We start from the raw sequence: 26,036 nt of genomic DNA, 5'->3' as shown, positions 1-26,036 counted from the left end.
CAACAGACCGAACACTGGCTGGCCGACTATAACCAGCAGATCCCGCACGACAGCCTGGGCGGGCTAACGCCCGCCGAGTTCCGTGATCAACATCAACCGCAGACCTCTAATTTTGGCTGGCACTGAATTGCGGGGAGTCGACAGTCCTTGTCGAAGAAGAGGATGCGTTGCGCAAGTGCACGCAAAAAAATGGCCCCGGTCAGTGCCGGGGCCATCCATCGAACAATATCTGCCTTTACAGGCTGGGGCCACTGCGCGTCTGGGCGTGTTGCTGCGCCTGATATGCATTCTGCTGAACCTGACGCTGGCTTTCCTCAGCCGCCTGGCGGCTACTCTGTTCCAGTGGCTGGCTCTGCGCCTGATCGCGATCCACGAATACACGCCGCATTGCCGGGTCGGTCATCTCGCCTTGTACCGCGAAGAAGCCGTCGCCACTCTTGTTAGGCACTACATGGTCGATTCGCTGCAGACCACTGACCTTGGCCTCGAACACGATCTGCCCAGCCGCTTGCTCAAGCTCCTTGCGGTTGGAAAAACCACCACGTTCACCCAAGGCTTCCAGCTTGCCCAACGCGCCGTTGTACATCGCGTTGTCTGGATGGCGCGGGTCGGACAGTAGCGGGCTGGCGGACTGTGCCGGCGCAGCGGGAGCAACTGTCTGCTCGGTCTGCTTGGCGGTGTGCTGCGACAACGCTTGACCCAATGCCGCCTGCGTCTGCCGGCCCACCACGCCATCCACGTGCAAGCCATGCTCCCGCTGGAATTGCTCGACCGCATATTTGGTATTGCCACCGAAATCGCCATCGGCGTGCAGCGACCTGCCATCGCGGCCGGTGGCGCCGAGTTGTGCAAGCTGGCTTTGCAGGTGCTTCACTGACTCGCCGCGCTCGCCTTGTTCGAGCTTGCCGTCATGGGAATTTGAGGGCTGATGGGAAGTCGAACCGGGCGTCACGCTATGCTTGAAATTGACACCATCTCGTTTGACGCTTTCGATCAAATCGGGAACGCGACGCTCCCAATTCCCACCATATTCCTCGCATTCCTTGGCTGCCTTTACGCTCCAGGGTTTGCTAGGAGTAACTCCGTTGACCACGCGTCGCGCGTTGTAGACGTCGTGGCTATCATTATCGATGTAGCGATCAAGGGGCTTGCCTGTGAATAAGCCGTCACGCATACCGACAACTAAGACCTTCGCAGCGATTTCCGGTTGCTTGGCCATGTCCGGGTTGCGGACCATCTCACCATTAAGGCCCAGCAACTTATCGAACTTCGCATAGTTGTAGTCGTGGGTAAGATGCACGTAGCCACGACCATAAAATTCTTCACCGCCGCTGTATCCAAGCTTGCGCGCTTGGCTGCGTCCGAAATCTTCTTCAGGCGCCTGAAAGTTACGCGTCTCATGTTGAGCCGTCGCCAACATGTACGATATCTGCTTTGGATCGGTCACACCGTTCTCAAGAGCGGTTTTGACGATCAACCTAACGGAAGATTCCCGATCCACACCGAAACCTTCGGTGCTTCGACCAAGCCCATCACTCATAGTATGCTCCGTACGTGCATGTCATTGGAATTTGTTGTTGCATCATCGGCATTACAGATCCAGAGATGCGTTGCATGTACTCACTACAAACCATCACCGCCTAGTTAGCCACCTCCTTCATTTCACCGTTTTGGAGACGCTCGATTTTTTTCTTCGGATTAGCGGGATCATTCGTGTCTTCGGTTACCCGCTCTGTCAACACCGGCTCGTTCTTCTTGAGTTCGTAGGTATCGAATACGTGGATACAGCATCCATCCCCCGAAGTGGAAGTCAGCAAATTCCCTTTCACGGAGAAAAGGCCATTGGCCATCACCGTGATATCGGACAGCGACTGGTTGAAAACGAGACGTTGTTGGACAGGATCAAAGATATAGACGCTGTAGGAGGGACCACCGTAATTACCCTCTTTCCCAGACCAAAGCACTACATCCTCGTGCCCATCGCCATTGATATCGGTCAGAATGATTGAGTGGCGGTTTTTCTTGTAATTTTCATCTAGCGGACCATGATAGAACGTGGAATTACTATCCACGTACAATGCCTCAGGCTCCAGTGCAATCGACTTGGTTCCGGGAAACGCTACCTCCACGACCGGCGAGCGGTTACACAACATGATCCCTGGACTATCTTCGGTGCAGCTCTGCGCATGAACTGAAACAGCAATTCCATCGATATCTGCGCTTATCTCGCCCTGCTCGTTGAGTTTTGCATTAGCAGTAGATGGCATTTTCAAATCCTTTTGCAACTCGTATTCAGGTTTTTTGCTAGCTTGATTTTTAGCAGGTGATATTGCTCCGTCAGCCTCTGCGGATGGAGCATTACTAGGACTGCAAGCTGTGATCGAGACGACGCAAATCAAATAAATCACCCCGACTACGGCTCTTGCTAATTCGCGCGTCAACATAGAAAATCCTCCTAACTCAAATCAATATTTCTTGAATATTGGATCAGAACAGCCCGAATACAGCACCTTACATTCACCAGATCTGCTTTTTTTACAGTTTCCGATCGCTAAATCAATAGCGCGCTCCTTGGTCGCAGATCCCTGATAAAAACTATCCGACTGCGTGGAAACCAAAGCTGCACACTGATTACGATAAACCAAGTTTATCTTGCAATCGCTTGCTCCGTTTACAGAACATCGACGAATAGCAATATCTTTCGCCTTATCTTCCGACAACTCCCCCGCCGCAGTTCCAGCCTCACCGGTGGAATCGGAGCCAGCGATTGCCCCCCAGGTCTTAATCCACTCACCCGTTGGCCTCGGCGGAGGCATGGGAATATTATCTCTTGAGGTACCAGAGTCAGGCCCACATTGCGGGCTCCCAGGGGCCACACCTACCGGACAAGCCGTTTGGGCGAAAGCAGGGGCAGTCAAACTTACAAGAACAATAATTGAAGCCAAGCGGATAATAATCATTTTTCACCACATCAGCTGAAAAGGCACCAAGTTACTTTTGTGCAAGCCCACGATTACCTGCACTAGGCTCTTGGGATGAAACGTCAGAAGAATTAACGGTATTTATTCCACGCGCCCTTTGAGGAGAAGTATCCTGCGTCTCTCTAGCCGGCGCCCCCGGCTCATAAGGCCGCCCAGCAGCCGGCGACTGGCCTGCCCGATCCAACTGCCCCAGCGCCGAGTACGCCGTGAACTGGCCCAACGTGCCCTGGAAGAAGGCGGCGGCCATCGGCGGTGCGGTGATGATCAATGTCGTTAACACCAGTCCTAGTCCTCCCTGCTGCAGCGCCATGCTGCTGATACCTTCGCCCGTAAACCCGTTCATTGCCCACTTTGCGACGAAGGCAGCGCCCACTGCGCCAACCACCTTGGTCGCCAGGCTGACCGTGAAGGTCAAAACCGACAACGAAAACACAGTGCCCAGTCCGTATAGCAGCCATTTGCTGAACAATGACTTCGTCGCCTGAAACAGCAGACACAGGATGAACAGAGGCCCAAATCCTACAACTAACGCCATTGCCAGCTTGTTGAGGAGCAACATCGAGCCTGCAACGACGCCTGGACCGGCCATACCGAGACCGGTGAACCACCGGGCGCGGTCTTTTTCGTCCTTGCTTTCCTCGTCACCGCCCGTCTTGATCTGATCCAGAGCCGACATCGCCACTTGCATCAACATCAAGTTCTTGTCGATCGCTTCATATGGGCTTTTTGAACTGCCCGTCACTGTCTTGGTAATCGCTTGGCTGACTCCATCCGTCAGCGTCCAATACAAGCGGGCCGAACCTTGCGCCATGCTGGTCGCCACCCCGATGATTAGCGCCGCGCGCAGCGCCGTGACGACCAAGCCCATCGCCGCCTCGCGCGATTGGCCGGTGACGATGCGGTAACCTTGGATAAAAATCCAAAGCGTCAACACCGTCAGGGACACCATCCCCACCCAAGCCGTCGTTCGCTGCAACAAATCCCACTGGAAAATCGCGATCTCATCGCGCAGGTAGTCGTTGATCAGACGAAAAAATTCGTAGTTGGCGATGTTCGTCAAAAAATCCATATGTCACCACATCCACTGGACGGCTGCGCCTTGGGGCAGTCGCTGCCCCGGGTTTGAGTATGTTGCCTAAACAGGTAAACCAGCTCCATCAGTCTTTGTCGATCTCTAATCTTTCCATACCGGCTGGCGTGTCTGATTTAATGGCTTCGAACGCACCTTTCATCACCGCCCCGGCGACAAGCGTCTTACCGATGCTCAACAGATCAGCGGGAATCCAAGATGGCAACCACGATCCGCTTCCATCTCCCTTCGGCGGCTCCTTCCCCGCCATCGCGGCTTTCGCAGCGCCGGTTTGCAGTTCGGTCAAGGCCGCTAGGCGCTTTTCGTAGGCAAACATTGCCGACTCCATCTGCTGGCGATCGATATCCATCATCGCCTTCAGCGCCAGAAGCTTATTGGTGTTGCTTTCCAGCTCGCCAATCTTCTGGTCGCCGATCTTCTTGCGCTCTTCCTCGATCGTGCGCAGACGCTCCAGGCGCTTGGTGGTGATCTCGTACATCGCTACCATGTAGTTGAACTGGGAATTGCGCGTGCGTTGGATCAGCTCACAGGATTCCCTCTGCGAATCAGAGACAGGTGTTCCAGACGTGGACGCCGAACAGGCGGCCACACCCTCATCATCTGCCACCTTCTTCAAGGTCTCTTTGGGCTTCTCGACCTCCTTGCCGCTGGATTCCTTGCCCTCGCCCTTGCCCACCGTCTGATTGTTAAGGATTTTCTCGGTCGTTCCATTGAGCTTGTTGTCGATAACTTCCCATTGCGCACTGGCTGCTCCCGCCATGCTGAGCAGCACCAGTCCCATGAAGGCTTGGGAAAAATGTCTGAACTTGGTTGCCATGGTGTTCTTCGCCTCCTGTGACACAAATGAAGATGGTGCGGTGTGAAACTGCTTCGCGTGCCTGGACTGACTATGCATCTTCGACCTCCTTGTCCTTGGCCGACTTGCGCTTACCGGAGCCCTTGCGGTTGGCATAGAAATCGGCCAACCACTGCTCCGGCGTCAGTTGATCCACGGTGACGCCCAGCTTGCCGGCCTTGCCTGCCAGAATTTGGTGCATGATTTCGATATTGTCGGTGGACGAGGAAATCACCGACAGCGCATCATCCATGCCGCGCAGGTTGAGCTGGCACACCGCCGAGGCATGACCCTGCTTGACCAGGAAACAACGCGAACGCTCATCCAGCGACACCACCACCTGGTATTCGGCGTCGGTGAGCTTGAGCCCTTCCATGTAATCGTCGCGGCTGGCATTCGGGTTCGGCAGCAGGATCATGGTGGCCGTCTGCTCGATCAACGCGGCGGCAATGTCGCTGGCCAGCGCGTCTTCGGGACTCTGCGTGGCGAAAATCCCTAAGCCATTCTGCTTACGGATGGTCTTCTGCTTGTTCTTGGCGAATTCCTTCAGGCCACCCTTGCCGTCCAGGATCTTCCAGAATTCGTCCATCACGTAGATCAGCGGGCGGCCGTCGATCAGCGCTTCCAGGCGGTGCAGCAGGTAGTTGATCACCGGCACGCGCACTTCGGCGTTGTCGATCACGTCGGTATAGTCGAACCCGATGATCGACGCCCGCGTCAGGTCGATCGTGTCCACCGGATTGTCGAACACCCAACCGAGCGAATTGCCAGCGGTCCAGCGGCGCAGACGCGCATACAGACCGTCGTCGCCCATGTTGGGCAGACTCTTGCGGAAATTGCTCATGCTGCGCAGGTGCATCGGCGTGTCCAGCATGCCTTCCACCGCACGATAAATATCTTCTTCCTCACGGGCGCTATATTCGGCTTTGCCGCCAAGCACCTTGATCAACTCGGCCAGAAACTGCGTATTGGCTTCATTGCGCTCGCACTGGAAGGGATTGAAGCCGGTCGGCGAACCATTTTCCAGCGCCAGGTAGTTGCCGCCGCACGCGCGCACAAAGATCTCCGCGCCGCGGTCCTTGTCGAAAAAGAAGATGGTTGGAATCGGGTCGAACTTCTGCACCTGACTCAACAAGAAGTTGATCAGCGCTGTCTTACCGGTACCCGACTTACCGATCACCATCGTGTTGCCGATGGCCTTCTCTCCCAGAGAGTTTTCCGACGGGTGCGTCGCATGGAAATTGAAGTAGTACGGCTGCCCATTGGTTGTCTGCAGGGTGGTGACGCAGTCGCCCCATGGATTGTTGTGCTGCTTGCCTTGGGCGAAATTGTGCAGCGGCGACAAGCCGAGGAAATTGAGCGAGCTCAGGTTGGCAATGCGCGTACGGAAGCGCCAGTTACCTGGCAGCTGCGAATAGAACGACGAGGCGATCGCAAGATCTTCCTTGGCCGAGACGAAGCCGGCATTGGACAGCTCGGCGCGGGTGGTTGCGATCTGCCTAGCCAGCTTCTCCTGGCTCTCGGCATAGACCGCCAACGTGAAATGGTATTCGCCAAGCACGAAGTTTCCCGAGGCAACATCGTCCATCGCGACATCGAGATCGCGGATCTGGGTCGACGACTTGTCCCCAGAGGAAATCATCATCCCCTTGGTGCGTTCGAGCACCTTGAGCGCATCGTGTCGGCCAACCGGGCTAAACGAATGCGTCATGACGTATTCGAAGTCCAGATACTTCAGGCCATTGAGAATGCCCGGATAGGTTCCATCGGCATATTCTTTGATATTCAAGATGGCGCCGAAGTGATTGATTCCGTCTGGAGTACGAATGACGAAATCGCCAGTCTTGTTGGCGAACATATGCTTACTGACGGGCAAATACGCGGGCACTGGCGCCGGCAGAACCGGCACTGGCTCATCGATTCGGTTCAACAGGTAGCCCAAAAACTCCAAGGTCTCGGAGAAAACCACGCCGTTCTTTGCCTCGTACATACCGAGACGGTACGGCGCATAATCCTTGAGCACGGCTTCGACATTGGTAGCCAGTTCGACAACTTTTGCGACAGCCTGTTCTTCCTCGGCGCGAATCTTGTCCGGGTTGGCGGATTTCTCCACCAAGCGACGCCCCGTAACTACCGGCCTATAAATCATGCTGAAATACAGCTCGTTCTGCATGATCTTTTGCGATGAAAGTGCTCTGTAATATTCGTCAGACAGATTTTGATTGAATGCCTGCTTGAAACGCCCGCCTGCACCGATTCTGCGCCGACGCCGCACATCGTGGACCCAGAATGCAACGTTGGCGAAATCCGGGGCGCGCAGGGTCTGCAGGAGACGATTAAACGTGTTATGCCGCTGTTCGAGCTCGAACTCGTCTCGCCCCACGAACGGCAAGCCGCCCAGATGCCAGATCAACAGGTAGTCGCCGGCGGTCGTCTTGACGACGGACGGCGCAACGTGCGTCGAGATGGAAACAAACTCGCTGATCGGACTGTCTGGGCTGAACATGGTCTTACCAAATTTAGAGAGGAAGCATCACACCAAGCGACCATCGCAAACACCAACCCCACGCGGGTTGCATGCGTGGGGTTGGTAAAACGGCTACGTGTTCATCGCGATTTTCCCGGGGGATTCTTGCGATATTCATTTGGGCTGAAGACCCACATTCCCGAATAACGCTGAAGGTTTCGCGCACGCATTCGGAACAGCCAACGTAATCCCAGCAACCTGAAGATCATCTCATCACGCTTTGCCATCTGCTGCATGGCAAAGATGATGACCGGGATGGTCAACAGGTACCAAAGATTGATGTACATCCCCAACAGCAAGCCACCGCCCGCACCAATGAAGAAGGGAATGTAAGGCACCCCCAAAAACATCGCGGGGCGGGTGCATCCGCGGAAGAGTACGTCTTTATGCATAGTATTGAGCGATCTGCATTAGCGAAGCGCCGATTCCCGAGCAGTCGTTCCCAGCAGCACCATCTTTGTTCTGAAGAATCATGTTAGCGATCTGACCAGCTGCGCCAATCAAAACACCACCGATCAGGATTGGAGATACCTCAGAAATGCGCTTATGCGCGAAAGCAATCTGATAACCCGCCACGATGACGGCAATGGTGACGACCGCGATGGAACCCATATTCAGCAGCTTCTTCACGTTGTTAAGAAAGCCACAGACCTGTGTGTCTGTACCACCTAGGCCATTACCACTAGGGGTGCCTTGGGCGCCGGCACCACCCGCCACTACCAACAATGCGGTAAACACCAGTGCCTTCATTGCCTGCGTGCCAACCATCTTGGCATCGGCGATCGTTTTGTTGTCGATTTCAAACTTCATGTCTAACTCCTTGGGAACAGAGGGGGTCCAGCAGCCATATCCTTGGCAATTTCCATCCTAAAAAACGAATGCACTATCTACTTGCGGAACTGTTTGTGGTGCTCGCTGCATAGAAACGGGTGCAGATTGCTCGATCGGCGTCGAAGCCTGAGGCGCAGAGGCTGGTACTGCCACACCACGCCCCTGCCCCGTTGCTTTCACCACATACAACTCATTTTCGGCTGAATGAGGTGCATTAACCGCAGGCGCGACCCGGCTCGGTAAGGAATACGCTGTTGCAGGCTGGGATAGCATAGGCCCCGGCGGTGAAGCCGCTGTGTGGCCCGCCCCGGAAAAATCCTGAATGCGACGAGACACGATCGCGTCTGCCAATTCGGCTGCAGCCTGTCGCAGGGGACTCACGGGCTTCAGTTGCACCTGGCGGGTTGGCACGACAGCGATAGGCTCGGCGCCGGAAGACGCTACCGACTGACGAATGGAGGCATAAATTTTCTGCACGTAGCCATGCTTGAAGCCGGTTTCAAAATTTCCAGAGTAGTAGCAGCTAAACGACTTCCCCCAGTTGGCACCAGAACGCGAATGGCATTCAGCCAAAATCTTTGAGGCGGCGACCAAATTAGGGCATTTGTCGAATGCCATCTCATAGGTAGCCAGACCGTACTTCTGCAGGTTGTACCGATTGACCTGACCTAGACCAAGCGAGAAGTTGTACCCCTTCTGTTCCAACATCTTCGCCGTGGCGACTGCCTCAGCCAGACCGCGCGGCTCACGTACCAGGCGTCCACCAACGACACCAATCGCGTAGGGATTACGCGACGATTCGACACGGACAACGTGCTGCATTACCTCGCCGGGGACGGCCAGTCCAGTGCATCCCATTAGTTCCATGCCAGGCAACATCTCAGTACTCCTTCTAAACCAGATCAAACTCAACTACAACGTCAACCCCTAACCGCCGCGCAGCGTGCGCAGCGGATCGAAATCGATGCCCGTGATGAAGCGCCGTCCAGCGTGCGCCTTGATGTGAACCACAACGTCAATGGTCATTCTGAGCAAGCGCTTGATCACTTCGAACTCCAGTCCGGAGCCCTCATTCGAGGCCTTCACCATCAATGCAAGCTGGTCCCACGTCTGCTCGACGCTTCCAGCGTGACAACTGGTAATTGAGCCTGGATGGCCAGATGCGCAGTTACGAATAAAGTAAAACGACTCATCGCCGCGCAACTCGGCAAGAATTATACGGTCCGGCTTCATACGCAGGCAGGCTTCCATGCAACTCTTGGCCGTCACGTTGCTGGCGCTTTGCCCCCCCTTGGAATAGAGCAAGTGCACGGAGTTCGGCTGACTGATGAAGAGCTCTCGGGCGTCCTCAATGGTCACCAAGCGCTCTTCGCTCGGTATGTGATTGACGAGCGCCTTCATGAAGGTCGTCTTGCCGCTACCCGTCGCACCAGCAACAACGACGTTTTTCTTGTAAAGCACGCACTTCTTGAAGAACTCTGCGTAATCGCGCTTGCGGCGCAGCTCTAGCAGTTCTTGGTCGTGATCGCTGACATCTGCCGATTGCTCAAGCACTTCGTCGAAGAAACCGTCGTGCTTGTATTGCTCCAGCGACTTAGTGTGCTTGGAAGGAAGCCGGATGGTGATGGACACCTTGCCCGCATCACAGGCCGGCGGCATAACAAACTGGGCGCGTTGCCCGGTCGGAAACGTCAGCGACACGACAGGGTCAGCATCGGTAATGCGTTGCCCGGTGTTGCTCTCATTGACGACCGCCGTACAGAACTGCCGAGCACGGTCGTACGTGAGGGATGGCACGTCGACTCGCTGCCATCCATGGATCGTTTCCAGGTACAACTCACCAGGACGATTGATGCAAATTTCGGTCACGTCAGGCGAATTAAGATAGTCCAGGATTCCCAGCACGGAGTACTGGTAGTCCAGAAAGTCATTCGAAATACGCGCTGTCGGGGAGTCATCGATCGTCATGGCAACCATTTCATTCACTTCGGCAGGACAGCCGAGAAATCGACGTCCTTGGCAACATAAACGTTCAGCACCGTTCCTTGGTTGATCGTCAGGGTGGCAGGACGACGCCCTGATTTTTCAACCGCCTGCTCCGCAAGCTGCTGCATGCTACGTGCAGTATTACTCTCGAACGGCTGCTGGGTAACGATGCCGGAGCCAACGCCGATTGTTGTGGTCTCGGGGCCATATTCCGCCGCTGCATATTTGAATGCGTCGCTCAGCAGACTAATGAACAAGGCTGAAGCAATCTTGTTACCCCAATGCGCGTTGTAATTCCCCGGATGACCGGAGCTGCCGAGCGTATCGATGCCGGGCCCCATGAGCGTGACATCCAAACCGGTAGGCGTAGTGACGCGGTCCCAAACGACTTGTAGACGATGAGAGGTCGGCTCACCGGCACTGTACTGCCCCAGCATCTTGGACCCCTTCGGAAGAAGCAGGTTGTGTCCATTGATGGAGTAGACGGGCTCGGTGACGATGCACGAGGTGTAACCGCCAAAATCGGAGATGATGCGCGTCTCCAGGATGCAGCGAATATAGGTACCGCGTACCAGTAGACCGTCCGGGTTGCTGATCGGCTTGGCCAGCGTGACCGGACCATCTTCCTGAGCAGGTGCAGGCTGCGCACCCAGTTGACCGGGAACGCCGCCGTTGTTTGCAGCAGACTCAGCAAGGATGCGACGCTCCAGCAGCGTTGGCCCACGCTGACGTTCCGGTGCGGAACTAACCTCATCGCTATTGTCGGTCGGCATCGGTGGCAGTGGCGGCAGACTGGGCTGCTGAGCTAACGGAACCGGTGCTTCTTCGACTGGCGCAGTCATGCTCTGCGGCAACGCAGGTGCAACTACCGTCTCGGTACGCGGCTTCGGGGGCGCAGAATCTTCCCCGCTTTGCGTCGCAAGCCAGAAGATGGCAAGAATCAAGAGGGCCGCAATAGCCGCAAGAAACACTAGCGCCTTACGATTAAGTCGCTTGATGTCGCTCGATCTTAAGACCGGCTCATTGGCATCCAAGTCCGGCTCGGCGCCAGCCTGCTGACGCGCGAAGTACGGATTGTTGCGCTCGTTATAGTCGCCGTTGCGCTGCTCATCCCCGCCATGGTTCTGGGAGCGCTCATCAGGGCTGTTTGGAATATTCGAATTCACTTTTGCTTGTTCCTTCGCAGACCGACGACGTTATCGCCATGACGAACCACCAGGAAAGGATAGGTTCCGTGCACGATCAGAGTATTTCCCTCTACCGTCGTATTAACGAGAAAATCTTCGGCATGTTCTTTCTCGCGAGCGAAAACCGCAGGAAAATTCCCTGTCGGAAAACGCGTCAAATCCATATTTATGTAAGTGAATTTACCATCGTCATAGACACGACTTGGAATCAACCAGGACTTCTTGGTGCGTGTTGCATAATCGTAATCGTAGTAGTAGCGGCGATCCTTCAGGATCTTGGCATTCAGCAACGGGCCGTTCTTCGAGGTATCCGCATCCTCGACGTTATTGAAGCTTGTGTCCTTCGGGTAGGTAAACACAACCTTGTATTGAACGCCCGCCTGCTTTGCCTGCTCCAGACGCTGCCAATCCGTTGCCACTACCTTGAGCTCAAGAATATAAGAATGCGTCGCTGTACGAATCATCATGTTCGTATCGACATCGACATTTTTAGGCTTGAGATAAAAAACATTCTCTCGCCGCGTGAGCTCCCACCCACCAGTGAAACCGGTGCTGTAATCCAGAATTTTTTCGTTCGGACTCAGCTCCACCTGAGTGGTAATACCAAGACCTGTGCGCACCTGATAGATACGGTCGGGTGCATATTCATATTCCTGAACAACTTGAGCGGCTGCTGACAAAGCGCACAGCGCAAGCGGTAGCGCTGACAACAACGCAACCCTATATCGGTTAAAAAGTTTCATCGACCACTTGCTCCATTGACATTCTTGGGCGTCCCTTGGGGTTGCATTGCAGGCTGCGCTTGCAGCTGACCGGCCGTCTGCATTTGATCAGGAAATGCTGGCTGCGCCTGTTGCTGCGGCACGCCACCTTGCTGCTGCATCGGAACGCCCGCTTGAGGTGCAATGCCCGCACCTGCTGCGTTTGGACCGGCCATCCCAGTCATCGGCTGCTGCATGGCCTGCTGCGGCACTGCTGCCTGAGGCTGGGCGTTGATGACCGCACCAGCCGCTGGAGCGACGGGCAGCGCCGAGTAGTCATTATCTACGCGGTAATCAGTGACGCGAAAACCTAGAGGATTTTCCACCCTCAAGCTATCGCTCATCTCAAGATTATCCTGATAAACAAAGCCCATCGTGGCGATCTTGTTATCCAGTAGCGTGGAAACCGTGGAATTCTTGTCATAAACGGTTCGCTGGAAGCGCACGGTTGCCCCGGTATATGCTTTCCCGTTACCGCCAATCAAGGTAATGCTCAAAATATTAACGCGAATCGCACGGAGTTTGCCGTACGTATTCAGCGGCCTCGACGGGTTATTGGCAGAATGCAGCGCACGATATTCGCCCACGACATTTGTCGACCCCATTGCCGAGACCGTGTTCCAATCGCGCTGACCAATGATGGAAAGGTCAAACGACTCACGCGCGATAATGAAACGCGCAATATTGCTGCGCGCCAGCGCTTCGCTGGTGCTGATTGTCCGGCCACCGAAATTGGGCTCAAGCTTGGCTATGGTGCTAGTACCGGAATACGCGTCCGCCATGACCAGATACGGCACCTTCTCCTTCAGCGGCAGCATGTAGTAGTAGCCGCCCGCCGTCAGGACGGTGACCAGCATCGATAGGGTCGCCACGATCCAGGCACGCTTTTCACTGCGGCGCGCGAGGTCGGCAATGCTTACCTCGTAATTCACCGCCTTTTGAATGGCCGCACCCACTTGGGCGGAACCGTCCTTTTCACTGACCTTCTTACGCAACATGTCTTGATCCGTCACCGTGGGGCCTTGTCAGGCCTGAAACTATCGCCGCAACGTGTCGCGGGGACTTGAGAAGGCAGAAAGGCCAAAGATCCATGCCTAAACGGCATGGATCAAAAGGCAGTCCTTTAAAGCTTTGCGCCAGACGATACCGGCACCGGCTGGACCAACAACTTGTTGGCAGAAACCGACACCGAAACTCCTTGAGCTGCGTACACGGCGCTCAACTCGGTGGCAGCCTGCTGGACGCTGGTCGTGCTGATTGCAGAAACCGGCCCGATCAAGGTGTAGTCCGACGGCAAGTTATAGGACAGCTGCATGTTGGAATCCGCGGCCCAGCGTTCCAGCATGGTCTTCAGCGTGCCGTCCATCGGGGTGGCCTGATACGTGTACGAGGTATAGAGCGGGATCTCGGTTGGTGCCTCGTCAAAATGGTTGACGTGCTTCCAACGACCACCAAAGTCAGGAGCAGGCTTGGTCGCGCAAGCGCCTACCAATACCGCAGCTATTAGCACCAACGACAGCTTGGGCACATACATCGGATTCACTCTGACTTCTCCAACTCATGAAATTCTGGGCTTACACCGGACAGCATTAGGCCTCCGCGCACCATCAGGCACCGGAGGAAAATTGTTTTTGTTGATGACTCACTCGCAGTCACGCAAGCCGCTGAGTCACCCCAGTGGGCAATGCCTGCTGCTGAAGAAAAAGAAGACGCTGACACACCATCCATAGCTCTACTCCAGTACGGCCCCGTCCAGCGCCGCTTCCCTGTACAAATCCATCTACCCTGATTCTTGATAACTTTGCCCTTAACAAGCAGATACGTCAAGAATTACGCCCCCAGTCCGCACACCAAATGTGACTCGAATCACAATTTGATCGTAAGCGTTTTCACTTCGGTCTTCTGCAACACGCGGGCAGTGAAGTAGCGGTCTTCGTAGTAGCGGATCTTGTCGCACTTCACAGGGTGCGGGATCCCCTCGTACAAGAACACTTCCTTCTCGTTGCCCATGGCCTTGAGCTCCTGCGGCAACATCAGCGCCCGACGCTCCTCTGACACGCTGTGCGTGGTCTCTCGCCCTCGGGTGATATTCTTCTTTTTGATAGTGGTATAGCCCAGCATCTCGGAGTAGTCGTTGGCATCCTGCTGCTCGCGTGGTGCATAGAGGATCTGCAGGGCGTGGTTGGTGATGATGGTGCGCGACAGGTCCTTGCCGTAGGTAGCGTCCAGCTGCGCCATGCTCTGAATAATGGGCAGCAGGCGGATGTTGTAGCCAGCCATATAGGCTACCGCGGTTGCGATGATGTCCACCTTGCCGATCGAGGTGAATTCGTCCATCAGCAACAGGCACTGGTATTTGAGCTCGGGGTTGGACTTGGGCAGTTCGCGGGTGTTGAGGTTGATGATCTGACTGAAGAGCAGATTGATGATCAGGCGACTTTCGGCCAGCTTGTTCGGCTGGATGCCGATGTAGATGGTCATCTTTTTCTTGCGAAGATCCGTGAGCAGGAAGTCGTCCGCACTGGTGGCGGCGTCCAGCACCGGATTGATCCATGCATTGAGCGGCTCTTTCAACGTGCCCATGATCGAGGCGAAGGTCTCATCCGCCTGGGACAGCAGGTTAGCAAAGGCCGACTTGGCATTGCTGCTAAGGAACCGTCGCTCGGACAGCGACTTCAGATATTTCTTGAGATCGGTACCGTCGCCCGAGGACAGGCGATAAATCCCGCCCAGCGTCGGCGCCCCGGCTCCACCAGGGAAGCCAAGCGACAGCTCCTCGTCCCAGTTTTCAAACAGATACAGAGCAAACGCCATGAACGCGTTGCGTGCCTGGCTCACCCAGAATTTCTGGTCGTCCGACCCATCCGGATACAGCATCGCCGCAATGCTCATCAGATCCGAAACGCGGAACGCGGGGTCGTTCGACACATAGGTCAGCGGATTCCAGCGGTGGGTGCGACGGTCTTCGGTAAACGGGTTAAACAGGAAGACCTCGTGGCCCTGGCTGGCACGCCACCCACTGGTCAGGTCGAAGTTCTCCTGCTTGATGTCCAGGACGACGACCGACTCTTGATACTCCAGCAGGTTAGGAATGACGACGCCAACACCCTTACCCGAACGGGTTGGCGCAGCAAGAATCACGAATTGCTGGCCACTCAGTCGCACCAGCTTGCCGTTGAACTTGCCGACGACAATGCCATTTCCGCTGGGCTTGAACAGCCCATGCTTGGAGAGGTCGGCGGCGCCGGCAAAGCGCGCGTCGCCGTGCAGGGCGCGCGCCTTCGGCTTCACAACGAGCACGACAGTAATCGCCCAGACCAATGCCGGCAGGCCGAATCCAAGCATGCCTGCAATCTTGATCTTGGTCGCGTAAGGCGCAACCTGGGACAACCCAAGCGCGCTGAAATAGCGGTAGTAGGTGTCCCACGCGTACAGGCCGGTGTCGAGCCGCAACAACAGCAGCGTCAGAAAACCGGACAGGAAGTATCCAACGAGCACCGCCACCAGCGTGGCGATTGCGATGATCTTGGGTTTGGACATGAGCCCTTCTCCTTAGGCTTGCATCACGATGGCGGTCTAGCGACGGACGACGGGCTTATGGTCGACAAAATCGGACGTGCGCCCGCCACTCTCGCTTTCCACTAGCGAATCGATCCAGACCTTGGCCTGATCCAGAGACAGGTCCGGTGTGATTCGCGTGCCCGCATCGGTCACAACCGCGTATGCCACGATTGCGTCGGGCGCATACACCTCATCGCGCGTAATGGCCACGACGCGATACCCTCCCCTGGTCAGCACGGTGTGCTGATATTCATCCATCGCCAGCTTCCTTTCCGTCAGCGCGATGGCGATGCTAAAGCAAGACGTGTGACGGTGAAAGCGGTTTTTCGGCGCACTGGGCTGAGGTGGGCCGCGCTGGCTCGTAGAACAGCCGCACTGAGAGCTTATTTTGCATCCCCCAGGCACTTTTGGCGCGCTTTCGAAGACACGCGTGGGCTGCGGGAAACGTGGACCTTTGTGTGGGGAGGCAGCGCCACTGCCTGGTAGCTGCATGGATCCGGTACGAAGTACCCCGTCGCACATACAGCACGGATCAGTCATGGTGCTTGAGTGGCATCCCATGGCCATCGATCAAACACCTTTGCAAGAGACGGAGACGGCAGTTCATCCATCCGATGCATGGGTATGGCCCCGCTAGCATGCCGTATCAGCCGCGACCGGCTTTTCTGAAAAATATGCCGGAGCACAATCAAGATCGTTCGGTCATCCCCGGTCACCCGAGTGGGGGCGCTCAAACCGCGGCAAGCCAAACTCCATGCTCAAGCGCCACTTCGCGCAGCACCACTAGTCAATACGCTGCCCGCAGCGCAATGAAGCATACGTAAGCGCAGCAAGCTGGGAATTGGAGTGGAGAAACGTGATCTAACGGATGCCAAAGCTGCAACAGCTTATGCGTGGGATCATTTTGGGGTCAGTGGTAAACGTCGCTGCCGATGTTGAAACCACTCAAGACCTTGCGCCATCTGGACTTGGAGTGGTGGGCGGTACAGGGTTCGAACCTGTGACCCCTACCATGTCAAGGTAGTGCTCTACCGCTGAGCTAACCGCCCGAATCCTGCGTCAGCATTGCGCTGTGCAGGGCGCGCATTCTAGCGCAGGGATTCATGGACCACAAGCCCTACGCGCACTCGGATACCCCTGCCCTAGCCCAGGCTTGCCGCTTTCAGCTTCTGGATCTGGTCGCGAATTTGAGCTGCGGCCTCGAACTCCAGATCCTTTGCATGCTGATACATCTTCTGCTCCAGGCTCTTGAGCTTGCCGGCGATTTCCGCGGGCTTCATGGCGCGGTAATCGGGTGTCTCTTCGGCAACCTGGCGCGACTTCGAACGTCCCTTGCCCGACTTCTTCTCGGCTGCATCTTCGCGCGCACCTTCCATGATGTCGGAGATCGGCCGCTCGACGGACTTCGGTGTGATGCCATGCTCCAGGTTGTACTCGACCTGCTTCTCGCGGCGACGATCGGTCTCGTCGATTGCCGCCTGCATCGAACGCGTCATCTTGTCGGCATACAGAATGGCCTTGCCGCGCAGATTACGCGCGGCACGGCCGATGGTCTGGATTAGCGAACCGGTCGACCGCAGGAAGCCTTCCTTGTCGGCATCCAGGATCGCCACCAGTGAAACTTCCGGCATGTCCAAGCCTTCGCGCAGCAGATTGATGCCGACCAGAACATCGAACTTGCCCAAGCGCAGATCGCGAATGATTTCCACGCGCTCAACGGTGTCGATATCCGAGTGCAGATAGCGCACCCGAATGCCGTGCTCGCCCAGGTACTCGGTGAGGTTCTCGGACATGCGCTTGGTCAGCGTGGTCACCAATACGCGGTCGCCGAGCTTGATGCGTTCGTGAATCTCGGACATGAGGTCGTCGACCTGCGTGCCGACCGGGCGGATCTCCACTACCGGGTCGATCAAGCCAGTCGGGCGTACCACCAACTCTGTGACCTCGCCTGCCGACTCGCGCAACTCGTAAGGACCGGGCGTCGCCGAGACATAGATGCTACGCGGCGAACGCGCTTCCCACTCCTCGAAGCGCAAAGGCCGGTTATCCAGTGCAGACGGTAAGCGGAAGCCGAACTCCACCAGCGTTTCCTTGCGCGAGCGGTCGCCCTTGTACATCGCGCCGATCTGCGGAATGGTCACATGCGATTCGTCGATGACCAGAAGCGCGTCCGGCGGCAGGTAGTCGAACAAGGTCGGCGGCGGCTCGCCGGGCGCCTTGCCTGTGAGATGCCGCGAGTAGTTTTCGATGCCGTTGCAGAAACCCACTTCGGCCATCATTTCCAGATCGAATTGCGTGCGCTGCGCCAGACGCTGCGCCTCGACCAACTTGTTCTGCGAGTAGAGCTGTTCCAGGCGCTCTTTCAACTCTTCTTTAATGGTATCCACTGCACTCAGGGTGCGCTCGCGCGTTGTGGCGTAATGCGTTTTCGGGTACACGGTGTAGCGCTGCAGCTTGCGCAAGGTCTCGCCGGTCAACGGATCGAACAGCGTCAATTGTTCGATATCGCCATCAAACAACTCGATGCGCAGGGCCTCGGTATCCGACTCGGCCGGAAACACATCCAGCACCTCGCCGCGCACGCGAAAGGCGCCACGCGTGAGTTCGAATTCGTTGCGGGTGTACTGCAGATCGGTGAGATGGCGGATCAGCTGGCGCTGATCGATGTGCTCACCAACCGACAGGATCAAGCGCAGCGAAAGATAGTCTTCCGGCGCGCCGAGCCCATAGATTGCCGACACCGTTGCCACCACCAGCGAATCGCGCCGCGACAGCAGGGTCTTCGTCGCCGACAAGCGCATCTGCTCGATGTGTTCGTTGATCGAACTGTCCTTCTCGATGAAGGTGTCCGACGACGGCACGTAAGCCTCCGGCTGGTAGTAGTCGTAGTAGCTGACGAAGTACTCCACCGCGTTGTGCGGAAAAAACGACTTGAACTCGCCATACAACTGCGCTGCTAGCGTCTTGTTCGGCGCCATCACCAGGGTCGGCTTCTGCACATGCTGGACCACATTGGCAATCGTGTAGGTCTTGCCCGAACCGGTCACACCCAGCAGCGTCTGTTTGGCCAGCCCAGCCTCGAAGTTGGCAACCAACTTGTCGATGGCGGCAGGCTGGTCGCCCGCTGGCGAGTATGGAGATACGAGCTGAAAACGGTCGGTCATGGAGCGGCACCTTCAAACGACCAATGAGTATAGCGACGAGGGATGACGGCGATGTTTGTAGTATTCCTACCCCTCGATCAGGGGTGGACTGATCCCATCGCAACGGCCGTCTACTGATCCTGGAACGATCCTGGATTAGGAGCTACACCATGCGCCGGAGATGCAGCCAAGCTGGGTTCAGCCTGATCGAAAGCATGCTTGCCGGAGCGGTTCTCGCCGTTGTGGCAGCGATCGCTTTGCCGTCTCTTACCGAACTCCACCAACGCCATCAGGCGCGTGCTGCCGTTGCCGAACTCACCGCGCATCTTGCCTTAACCAGGTCGACCTCGATCGCACGGGGCAGCGTCGTTGCTATGTGCCCAAGCTCAGACACAGAGAGTTGCATGGCCAGCCACGATTGGAGCCGCGGATGGTTGGTCTATGCAGACCCTGATGGAAATCGTCAACCAGATCACGCAAGCGACATCCTCGCATCGGTCGCCCCACAGGCAGGCTCGACGCTCAGCATCCGCACCACCCTTGGCCGCGCACAGATGCGATACGTTCCTCTGGGCACCACACAAGGGACCAACGCCACCTTCAACATCTGCCGCGGTCGCTACCTGGACACGCAGTTGATTGTTAGCATGGCTGGTCGGCCGCGTGTGCAGCGGCCACTTTCCGCGCATCCCTGCCCTTCGTGAGGAGTTGCCTTGAAGGGGGTTGCGCGTGAGGCGTCGCCTCCCTATAATTTGGCTCCACGCCCGAATAGCTCAGCCGGTTAGAGCACTTGACTGTTAATCAGGGGGTCGTTGGTTCGAGTCCAACTTCGGGCGCCAAATAAAAAAAAAGACCTCTTCAGAGGTCTTTTTTTTTGATCTTTAGCAGGGCAGCTACCAGCGAGCGTGAGTGAAGGCAATGTGTGCTTCGCACTGCAACCTCATAGCCTAAAGGCAGCCCTAAGTGGACTGCCATCAACGGCCACGACTCACACCGTCAAAAACATTGTGACGCGCCATCTGTTCCAGATGCAGTACGCACGCCTTTTTGATCGATTGACAGCGTTCCGCATTTCGGATCGTTCTGCTTCGAGGTTGGCGTCGCAGTCAGCGTAAAAGTCGTGACTGCGGGAGTCCCCGAAGAAAGCGTATAGAAGTTAGAAATATCACTACTGCATGACCCCATGCTTCCACCCACGTAAGTCATTTTGGTCGTGTAGTAGCGCTCCATCGTCTGCGCCCCCTCTTGAAGACAAGCGGCTGCAGCCGAACGACGGGATTTAATGACAGACGACTGATAATTGGTCAAAGCGATCGCACTGAGAATACCGACAATCGCAACTGCGATCATCAGCTCCATCAGGCTGAAACCAGACAAATACCGCGAACCTACCTGAGCTTTCGAGCGAGCAATTCTGTACATAATTAGTTCCTGATGATCTCGCGCCACGACACGCGTCCGGCGTTGCGGTTATCTGCAATGTTAAGGCCGCCCAGGCTTCCGCCGGACCCACCGACCACGATCTTGCCACGCAAGATATTGGCCAGCGTTGGCATGCCTACACCCAGGTTAACTGAGCCTACGGGTACGCCACCCACTGTTTCGTCCTTGAAATTGCCATCACCATTGAGATCAAAGAAGGGATCGGTACTACTCGTGCCTGTAAATGCATCCAGCGCATTGATATAGCCAGTTCCATCTGCCTGACATGCACTTGCAGTTGGAATGATGCTACTCACCACCAACGTTTTGTTGAGCAGTTGCGCTTCCGTGACGATACGCTCGCCCTCCAGTGTGGAGGAGCCACCAGTCGTTGCAGCCGGTTTCGCCAGATCGATGTACCACCCCTTCGAATTCGCGGGTAACACAGAGCTAGCCTCGAATCCTCGCACCGGGAATCCGTTCCGCGTGCCCGTCACCTTAATAGAGCGAGTCGTTAAGGCGCTGCGCGCCAAACTGGCGTTACTAGTGGATGTACTCCCATCGATAATTCCATACAGGCTTTGTCCACTCTTGTCAGTCATATCACCTGTGGTCATGAACCGACCGGTGCCGAAGAATAGCCAGATGTCGTATGTATTGGGATTCAGCGCAACCGTCATAGTTGCGGAGATCGGCTGCGCGGTGCTCGCCGTACCGGCTGGGTAGGAAGCGGTGAACAACGGCTTACCGGTATTGGCGACACCCCAACTGGTCACAGCAGCAGCTGACAGATCGAACTTCCAGACATTTCCAAGCATATCGCCCGCGTACACGTAATCCACAGTGCCGCTCGCATCGGTATCCCAGCCTGTCGCACCGGAGAGCCCATTTGGAGCACTTGACGATCCAGCACCGGTGCTGATTTGCTTGATAAGCGCCCCGGTATCCAAGTCGTAGATCAGCAGCACTGCTTGATCGTTGGCGCTATTGATGCCGTTCGCAACAACCAGCGCAGTCGTACCATTATTAAGTTTTGCGATAAATGGGCGCGCTTGCACGAGACCGATGTTACCCGCATCAAGATCGGAGGTCGCCCCATAGCGTTCCCACTTCACATTGCTCGCAGAAAAGCCGACTGGTGTAGTGACGTCCAACGCATAAATGCCTTTACCTCCCTTGCCTAGCGCACCAACTAATACCGTCTTGTTAGGTGTCTGCGCACGCGTGGATAGGACAACCGGGCCATCCACGAAATAACGGTGACTATAGGCTGGAGCGCTCAAGCTAGCCAGATCCGAGAAATTAATTCCAGATGGAACATATGCGAACTGCTCCGCACCGGTGGTCGCGTCGAAAGCATGCAGCATGCCGTCGTTCGCACCGACATAAACAGTATTGGTATCGCTTGAATATGCAGGCGAAGAGCTGACAATGTCACCAAGCAGCGAAGTGCGGTTGCGCAGCGTGCCGCCGTTTACAATCTCCTTGCTGCGATCACCGGCGAGATAGGCCGCGTTGTCGGCACCAGAGACAGCCGGGGTCGTCGTGCGCTCCAGGGAAACTGTCTGACTCGTTGTCGGAAATGCCGCGCCGGCCACACCGCTCCAGGTAAAAATCTTTCGGTTGTTCGTCCTTATTCCCTCTGACGCATTCCAGCTCGCCTTGGACGACACATTCTGATTAACAACCGGATAGGCCTTGATTTCACCGGTCCAGATACCCGACAGGTAACTGGCCATAAACACTATCGTACCGCCTTCAAGGCTGGTTGACGTCGCAGATACATTCGAGAACGACCCGGTCCGTTGGGTAATTGTCGACAGCGCTGCGGTGAGCCCCAGCTTGAATGCATTTGGGTCGGCGGCAGACAGAAAGGTACCGCGTCCGTTAACCGAGGCGTGCCACAAATCGTCCAAGCGGGCCAGGATATCGTCCCCACCCGTGTAACCAGTATTAGGATCGGGCCAGCGCTTGGTACCAGCGGTCAGGCCCGGCAGATCCGTGCTCGGATTTAGCACACCACGTGCACCAATTGCGATGGCGAACGTGACCATATGCTGCCAAAAAGCGGGGTCTGCGTTTGTCGTCGGTACAATGTTGTCGAGATCTGTACGCAAGTCAGTCTTCCAGTACTGCATGGCCACGTCGGCCAATGTATTGGAATAAGTATCCGAATAAGGCGCGCTCGTTGTGTAGCCATATGGCGCAGGCAAGCCATTCGGACCGCTGTAGGTCACACCATCTGCTCCGTCCTGATTACCGGGCTTTGCGCTGGTGGTACCGTTCCAATAACCGTCGGTCGTCATGATCGCGAAGTTTTGACGACATGCATATTGGTCATTGCCGGCTTCCGGGCCATAGGGACCGGTCGCAGTTGAACTTTGAAAATATCTCCCTGTACCGTCCAATGCATCGAGCAATGGAGTTCCATTGAATCCTGATGCATTGTAAAGACGGTTATACCAATTCGTCCGCGCACTTGTCGCCGCGGCTCCACCAGAGGCCGCGCGGTCCACGAATAAACCCTGATTACCGTCATTCACGGGAATATCAAGATTGTTGCGCGACCAGATGGTTCTGAAGCCGACACGAACATTGGCGCCCAGATCGCTAAATGCCTGCCCTGCACCGGCCTTTGCAGCTTTGATACGCGTACGATGATAGGAAAACCATGTCGCGTAGTTGACTGCCTCGGCAGCTGCAGTTCTCCCCGTCGGCGTCACCGCCGTGCAGTTAATCCAGGTACTTGTTGCAGCTGTGCTCGTATCGCAACGATTATCGCGATGGATAGATGCATTGAGAGAATAGTTTGCCGTACCGTTAACCGCACCGCGCGAAACCTGCACGGTATATGTAGCATTTGAAGACGGCGTCACATTACACGACCCAGATCGGGTCGCCGTCACAGTTTGAGAACAATCATTCATAACACTTGCAGCATTCTTGACCGTCAGGGTCACTGCAGCATTGGACTGGGCTGAAACAGTGAGCACTCCATTTGCAGGCACGCTAACAGTGTATGTATCAACCTGATTTCTCGAAACAGAATCAGAGACTGGAAACCCAGGCGGTGTGGAGTTATTGCCAACAACCCCATACTCGCTACGGGTGACCGTGTTAGCGCCCGTTATCTGATAACGATAGTAGTTGCTTGCATTCGACAGGTAGTTGGACGAAGTATTTCCGCTATTTTTCGGAGCATAAAATGTCTGCACTCCACCGCACACGGTAACGTTTGCGCCCGTGTTTTTGTCGTTTCCATTTTGATCAAACTTTGCGCAACTTGCGGAATTGGCGAGATCGATGAAAGTACCGCTAGCTTTATTGAAATCACCGTAGACCGCGTTGTATGACGTTCCTCCCGTCATCAACACTCCCGCCGCTGTCAACCATGGCTGATAGTTCGTTGCGGGGTTGTAAAAAACAGTGTTACCAACATACGTATTTTCCGTAATATCTAGCGCATCGTCGGTACTGCAGGCGCCCCCATCAGTAGCACGTCGACAGATCGTTGGAAAATCCGGATTGGCAAGATCCCCGAAGGACATCGAACCTGAATCATCCAGAATGAACATGATGTTTGGCGGCACGCGACTGGCTGTAGTCAACGGGTCGGTGGGCAGGGTGATTCCCGCATTCGCAGGCAGCGACAGCAACGTCGCCAGCATGGAAAACATTGGCACGCGAAGCGCCTTGCGCATCGCATCAAGACGCCGACGGAACGGACTTTTTGGAATGTTCATGGTCAGCCTTACTGCTTGATGTAGTTAGTCTGGAGCAGGACCTGCGAGCGCCCTGTCCCCTCACTCACAGCGGTGATGCGATACCTGGGAGCCAAGCACAATGCGGGTATCGGAGAGATGCGGTCGCATGCCGGCCACGTGGGTGCATCTCCCATATATTCGATGATGTATTGCGGGGCTGCCGTGGAATCTACGGTCAGAGACGCGGTACGCCAACCGGCGCGGCTAGATGCCAACCAGCGATCAGCATCGCTTGCGACCGGCGTTGCGCAAATGCCGTCATTACAACCGCTACCAGGTATGGTCAAGGTGGCAGCGGCTTTGATGCGATCCTCCGCCTCTCGGACAGCGCCCTCTGCGGCCTGGAAGCTTCTGCCGCGATCAACCAGGTTCGATGCCATCCGTTCCTCGAGAACGGTGCTGCGCAGCACTGCCAAGCCCAAAAGGGTCATTATCAGCAAAAGCAACAGCACAACAATGAGCGAGACGCCGTCCTGCCGCCGGTGGTCAAGAGTCTTCATGCATTGCGATTCCGAAGAGCGATCACATGGCTGAGGGTGCGCCTAATTGGTTCACCGGCAGGCCCGACACGGGTTGTATCCAGCATTTCAAGGCGCACGCTTACCGCAACGACAGAAGACCAATCTGAGACGGCGGTGGCGTCCACGTAAGACGCCGCATCCTTCACCAGATATTGCAATTGCATGTCGTTGACGCCCTCCAATACCTCGTCGTTACGCTGCGCCAATGCGCCACCGGAATACACCATCTGAGACTGATACAAGGATCTTGTGCCGCTTGCATTGTTTCCGATAAACCAACGCGCAGCATGTAAGTTAGCGACAACAGAGCCCGGCGCGACGAACGCGAATTGCGAGCCGCCACACACCGGCATTGCCAACCCCGTTGAACAGTTCCCGGGCGAGACACCTGAGACCGCATGCGTGATCGTAGAGCCTGAGACAGCACTAACCTGGAAAATAGCCGACTGCCGCGCATTGCACGCGACTGCGACATCGCCGACATTGATACCGGCAGCTGCTGCGGTCATGTTAAGAGTAAAGGTTGCTGCACTAGTGTTATCCGATGAAATCGTCGCCACTTCATAACCAGAGCCCAAAATCTGCAGCGCGTCGGTCCCCGCCACTCGCGCTCCCGTCGCGGTCCCATTGGCTGGCGATCCAGACGGGAAAGCACCTTCTACGCCGGTGATACCAGCGTTCCATGTGTCGATGTTGGTGTACCAATTACTTGCTTTGGTTTTGAGAACATTCGCAACTGGAACAGTATTTACACAGGGATTACCTGATGCTTCGCGTACATCGCGCGCCATCAGCTCAAATGCCGTGCGTACATTCTCCTGGACGCGCCCCAAGCCTTCGGTAGCGCTATAGGTACGCCGATTGGCCAGGAAGATACCGATCGCAGCACCGACCACCAGCAGTCCCAAAACCAATGCAATCATCAGTTCGATCAGCGTCACGCCGCGCATGCGTGATCGGGATGGACGTGCACGCTTCATCAGGTTCATAGACGGGTCTTGATAGAAAATTGCTGAGTTGCGCTACCGTCCTTGGCGCGGCTGTCATCCCAGCTCACCACGGCTTCGCAGGCGGTTGCACTACAGGTGATCTTGCCGCACGCAGTGGAGTTGATTGATGCCTTCAACCCTTGCAACCAATTGCTGACGTCGTTGGACACCAGATTGGAACCGGTCGGCGCAGTACAGGACGTCTGGTTGTAACCGCCTGACGTCGCCATTGCCAGATTTGCGCGCATCGAATCGAATATCGTGTATGCCTGAATTACAGCCTGGCTACGCTCCAGCGAGCTCTGGCTATTGCGTAAGGCTGTCGCCTGCATTGCAGCGATACCCAGCATGCCCACGCCCAAGATCACGACCGAAATCAATACCTCGATCAAACCGATACCAGACATGGACTTACGCTTGATAGTCTTCATTGCATCC

24 protein-coding genes and 2 tRNA genes are annotated in these 26,036 nt (G+C 55.9%); 3 read left to right on the top strand and 23 right to left on the bottom strand.

The window, feature by feature from the left end:
• The coding region (locus tag NX05_RS03815) for an integrase core domain-containing protein (RefSeq protein ID WP_147423373.1) at positions 1 to 126 on the top strand (126 nt) is incomplete at its 5' end.
• A gap of 109 nt (positions 127 to 235) precedes the next feature.
• Here the strand turns inward: NX05_RS03815 and NX05_RS25205 are convergent.
• From NX05_RS25205 to uvrB, 18 genes are all read right to left on the bottom strand, one after another.
• A complete protein-coding gene (locus tag NX05_RS25205; protein WP_134810970.1) occupies positions 236 to 1,540 on the bottom strand; it encodes a peptidoglycan-binding protein in 1,305 nt (434 codons plus the stop codon).
• Positions 1,541 to 1,640: 100 nt separating this feature from the next.
• Positions 1,641 to 2,444, bottom strand: coding sequence for an XAC2610-related protein (locus NX05_RS03805; RefSeq protein ID WP_230597550.1), 804 nt, complete (start codon positions 2,442 to 2,444; stop codon positions 1,641 to 1,643).
• 21 nt (positions 2,445 to 2,465) lie between these two features.
• The gene (locus NX05_RS21710; protein WP_080764468.1) at positions 2,466 to 2,960 is read right to left on the bottom strand and encodes a DUF4189 domain-containing protein; all 495 of its coding nucleotides are present in this window, start codon (positions 2,958 to 2,960) and stop codon (positions 2,466 to 2,468) included.
• A 31-nt stretch (positions 2,961 to 2,991) separates the two neighbouring features.
• On the bottom strand, positions 2,992 to 4,050 hold the full coding sequence (locus tag NX05_RS03800) for a TrbL/VirB6 family protein (protein WP_039430887.1): 1,059 nt from the start codon (positions 4,048 to 4,050) through the stop codon (positions 2,992 to 2,994).
• An 88-nt stretch (positions 4,051 to 4,138) separates the two neighbouring features.
• Positions 4,139 to 4,966: a hypothetical protein gene (locus tag NX05_RS03795; protein ID WP_172645692.1), complete on the bottom strand. Its 828-nt coding sequence runs from the start codon at positions 4,964 to 4,966 to the stop codon at positions 4,139 to 4,141.
• Positions 4,959 to 7,412, bottom strand: a complete 2,454-nt coding sequence (locus tag NX05_RS03790) for a VirB4 family type IV secretion/conjugal transfer ATPase (protein ID WP_039430896.1) — start codon at positions 7,410 to 7,412, stop codon at positions 4,959 to 4,961. Before NX05_RS03790 ends, NX05_RS03795 begins: the two co-directional genes overlap by 8 nt.
• Before the next feature lie 101 nt (positions 7,413 to 7,513).
• The gene (locus NX05_RS03785) at positions 7,514 to 7,825 is read right to left on the bottom strand and encodes a VirB3 family type IV secretion system protein (protein WP_005914227.1); all 312 of its coding nucleotides are present in this window, start codon (positions 7,823 to 7,825) and stop codon (positions 7,514 to 7,516) included.
• Positions 7,818 to 8,243 (bottom strand): TrbC/VirB2 family protein, encoded by a 426-nt coding sequence (locus NX05_RS03780; protein ID WP_039430898.1) that lies wholly within the window; start codon positions 8,241 to 8,243, stop codon positions 7,818 to 7,820. Before NX05_RS03780 ends, NX05_RS03785 begins: the two co-directional genes overlap by 8 nt.
• A 57-nt stretch (positions 8,244 to 8,300) precedes the next feature.
• Positions 8,301 to 9,131: a lytic transglycosylase domain-containing protein gene (locus NX05_RS21705; RefSeq protein ID WP_080764472.1), complete on the bottom strand. Its 831-nt coding sequence runs from the start codon at positions 9,129 to 9,131 to the stop codon at positions 8,301 to 8,303.
• Positions 9,132 to 9,191: 60 nt separating this feature from the next.
• Positions 9,192 to 10,241 carry a P-type DNA transfer ATPase VirB11 gene (gene virB11 / locus NX05_RS03775; protein WP_172645694.1) on the bottom strand — a complete coding sequence of 350 codons (1,050 nt, stop codon included), beginning with the start codon at positions 10,239 to 10,241 and terminating at the stop codon, positions 9,192 to 9,194.
• 5 nt (positions 10,242 to 10,246) lie between these two features.
• Entirely contained in the window at positions 10,247 to 11,416 is a 1,170-nt protein-coding gene (locus NX05_RS03770; RefSeq protein WP_010371312.1) for a TrbI/VirB10 family protein, read from the bottom strand.
• The gene (locus NX05_RS03765; protein WP_010371311.1) at positions 11,413 to 12,180 is read right to left on the bottom strand and encodes a TrbG/VirB9 family P-type conjugative transfer protein; all 768 of its coding nucleotides are present in this window, start codon (positions 12,178 to 12,180) and stop codon (positions 11,413 to 11,415) included. Before NX05_RS03765 ends, NX05_RS03770 begins: the two co-directional genes overlap by 4 nt.
• Positions 12,177 to 13,196, bottom strand: a complete 1,020-nt coding sequence (locus tag NX05_RS03760; protein ID WP_039430900.1) for a VirB8/TrbF family protein — start codon at positions 13,194 to 13,196, stop codon at positions 12,177 to 12,179. The genes NX05_RS03765 and NX05_RS03760 overlap by 4 nt, the downstream gene beginning before the upstream one ends.
• A 125-nt stretch (positions 13,197 to 13,321) precedes the next feature.
• Positions 13,322 to 13,732 (bottom strand): TcpQ domain-containing protein, encoded by a 411-nt coding sequence (locus tag NX05_RS03755; RefSeq protein ID WP_039430902.1) that lies wholly within the window; start codon positions 13,730 to 13,732, stop codon positions 13,322 to 13,324.
• A 332-nt stretch (positions 13,733 to 14,064) separates the two neighbouring features.
• Complete coding sequence (locus tag NX05_RS03750; RefSeq protein ID WP_039430903.1) at positions 14,065 to 15,738, bottom strand: type IV secretory system conjugative DNA transfer family protein; 1,674 nt, start codon at positions 15,736 to 15,738, stop codon at positions 14,065 to 14,067.
• A gap of 36 nt (positions 15,739 to 15,774) precedes the next feature.
• The gene (locus tag NX05_RS03745; protein WP_039430906.1) at positions 15,775 to 16,017 is read right to left on the bottom strand and encodes a hypothetical protein; all 243 of its coding nucleotides are present in this window, start codon (positions 16,015 to 16,017) and stop codon (positions 15,775 to 15,777) included.
• 716 nt (positions 16,018 to 16,733) lie between these two features.
• Positions 16,734 to 16,808, bottom strand: a tRNA-Val gene (locus NX05_RS03740).
• Between the two features lie 93 nt (positions 16,809 to 16,901).
• The gene (gene uvrB / locus NX05_RS03735) at positions 16,902 to 18,923 is read right to left on the bottom strand and encodes an excinuclease ABC subunit UvrB (RefSeq protein ID WP_039430908.1); all 2,022 of its coding nucleotides are present in this window, start codon (positions 18,921 to 18,923) and stop codon (positions 16,902 to 16,904) included.
• A 149-nt stretch (positions 18,924 to 19,072) separates the two neighbouring features.
• Here uvrB and NX05_RS21700 point away from each other — a divergent pair, with 149 nt between their 5' ends.
• Positions 19,073 to 19,606, top strand: a complete 534-nt coding sequence (locus tag NX05_RS21700; RefSeq protein ID WP_080764469.1) for a GspH/FimT family pseudopilin — start codon at positions 19,073 to 19,075, stop codon at positions 19,604 to 19,606.
• Between the two features lie 58 nt (positions 19,607 to 19,664).
• Positions 19,665 to 19,741 (top strand) — tRNA-Asn (locus tag NX05_RS03725).
• Positions 19,742 to 19,898: 157 nt separating this feature from the next.
• On the opposite strand, the gene NX05_RS21695 is transcribed toward NX05_RS03725, so the two are convergent.
• From NX05_RS21695 to pilV, 5 genes are read right to left on the bottom strand one after another with little or no spacing between them, the layout of a single operon-like run.
• The gene (locus tag NX05_RS21695) at positions 19,899 to 20,324 is read right to left on the bottom strand and encodes a type IV pilin protein (RefSeq protein ID WP_080764470.1); all 426 of its coding nucleotides are present in this window, start codon (positions 20,322 to 20,324) and stop codon (positions 19,899 to 19,901) included.
• Positions 20,325 to 20,326: 2 nt separating this feature from the next.
• The gene (locus tag NX05_RS03720) at positions 20,327 to 24,067 is read right to left on the bottom strand and encodes a pilus assembly protein (protein WP_230597551.1); all 3,741 of its coding nucleotides are present in this window, start codon (positions 24,065 to 24,067) and stop codon (positions 20,327 to 20,329) included.
• Between the two features lie 8 nt (positions 24,068 to 24,075).
• Positions 24,076 to 24,588: a pilus assembly PilX family protein gene (locus NX05_RS03715; RefSeq protein ID WP_010375832.1), complete on the bottom strand. Its 513-nt coding sequence runs from the start codon at positions 24,586 to 24,588 to the stop codon at positions 24,076 to 24,078.
• Complete coding sequence (locus NX05_RS03710) at positions 24,585 to 25,598, bottom strand: PilW family protein (RefSeq protein ID WP_227479803.1); 1,014 nt, start codon at positions 25,596 to 25,598, stop codon at positions 24,585 to 24,587. The genes NX05_RS03715 and NX05_RS03710 overlap by 4 nt, the downstream gene beginning before the upstream one ends.
• The gene (gene pilV / locus NX05_RS03705) at positions 25,595 to 26,029 is read right to left on the bottom strand and encodes a type IV pilus modification protein PilV (RefSeq protein ID WP_017112417.1); all 435 of its coding nucleotides are present in this window, start codon (positions 26,027 to 26,029) and stop codon (positions 25,595 to 25,597) included. The genes NX05_RS03710 and pilV overlap by 4 nt, the downstream gene beginning before the upstream one ends.
• Positions 26,030 to 26,036: the final 7 nt, after the last annotated feature.

This window comes from Xanthomonas vasicola (assembly GCF_000772705.2).
Taxonomy (GTDB): domain Bacteria; phylum Pseudomonadota; class Gammaproteobacteria; order Xanthomonadales; family Xanthomonadaceae; genus Xanthomonas; species Xanthomonas vasicola.
This window is presented reverse-complemented; position numbering and strand designations above follow the sequence as displayed.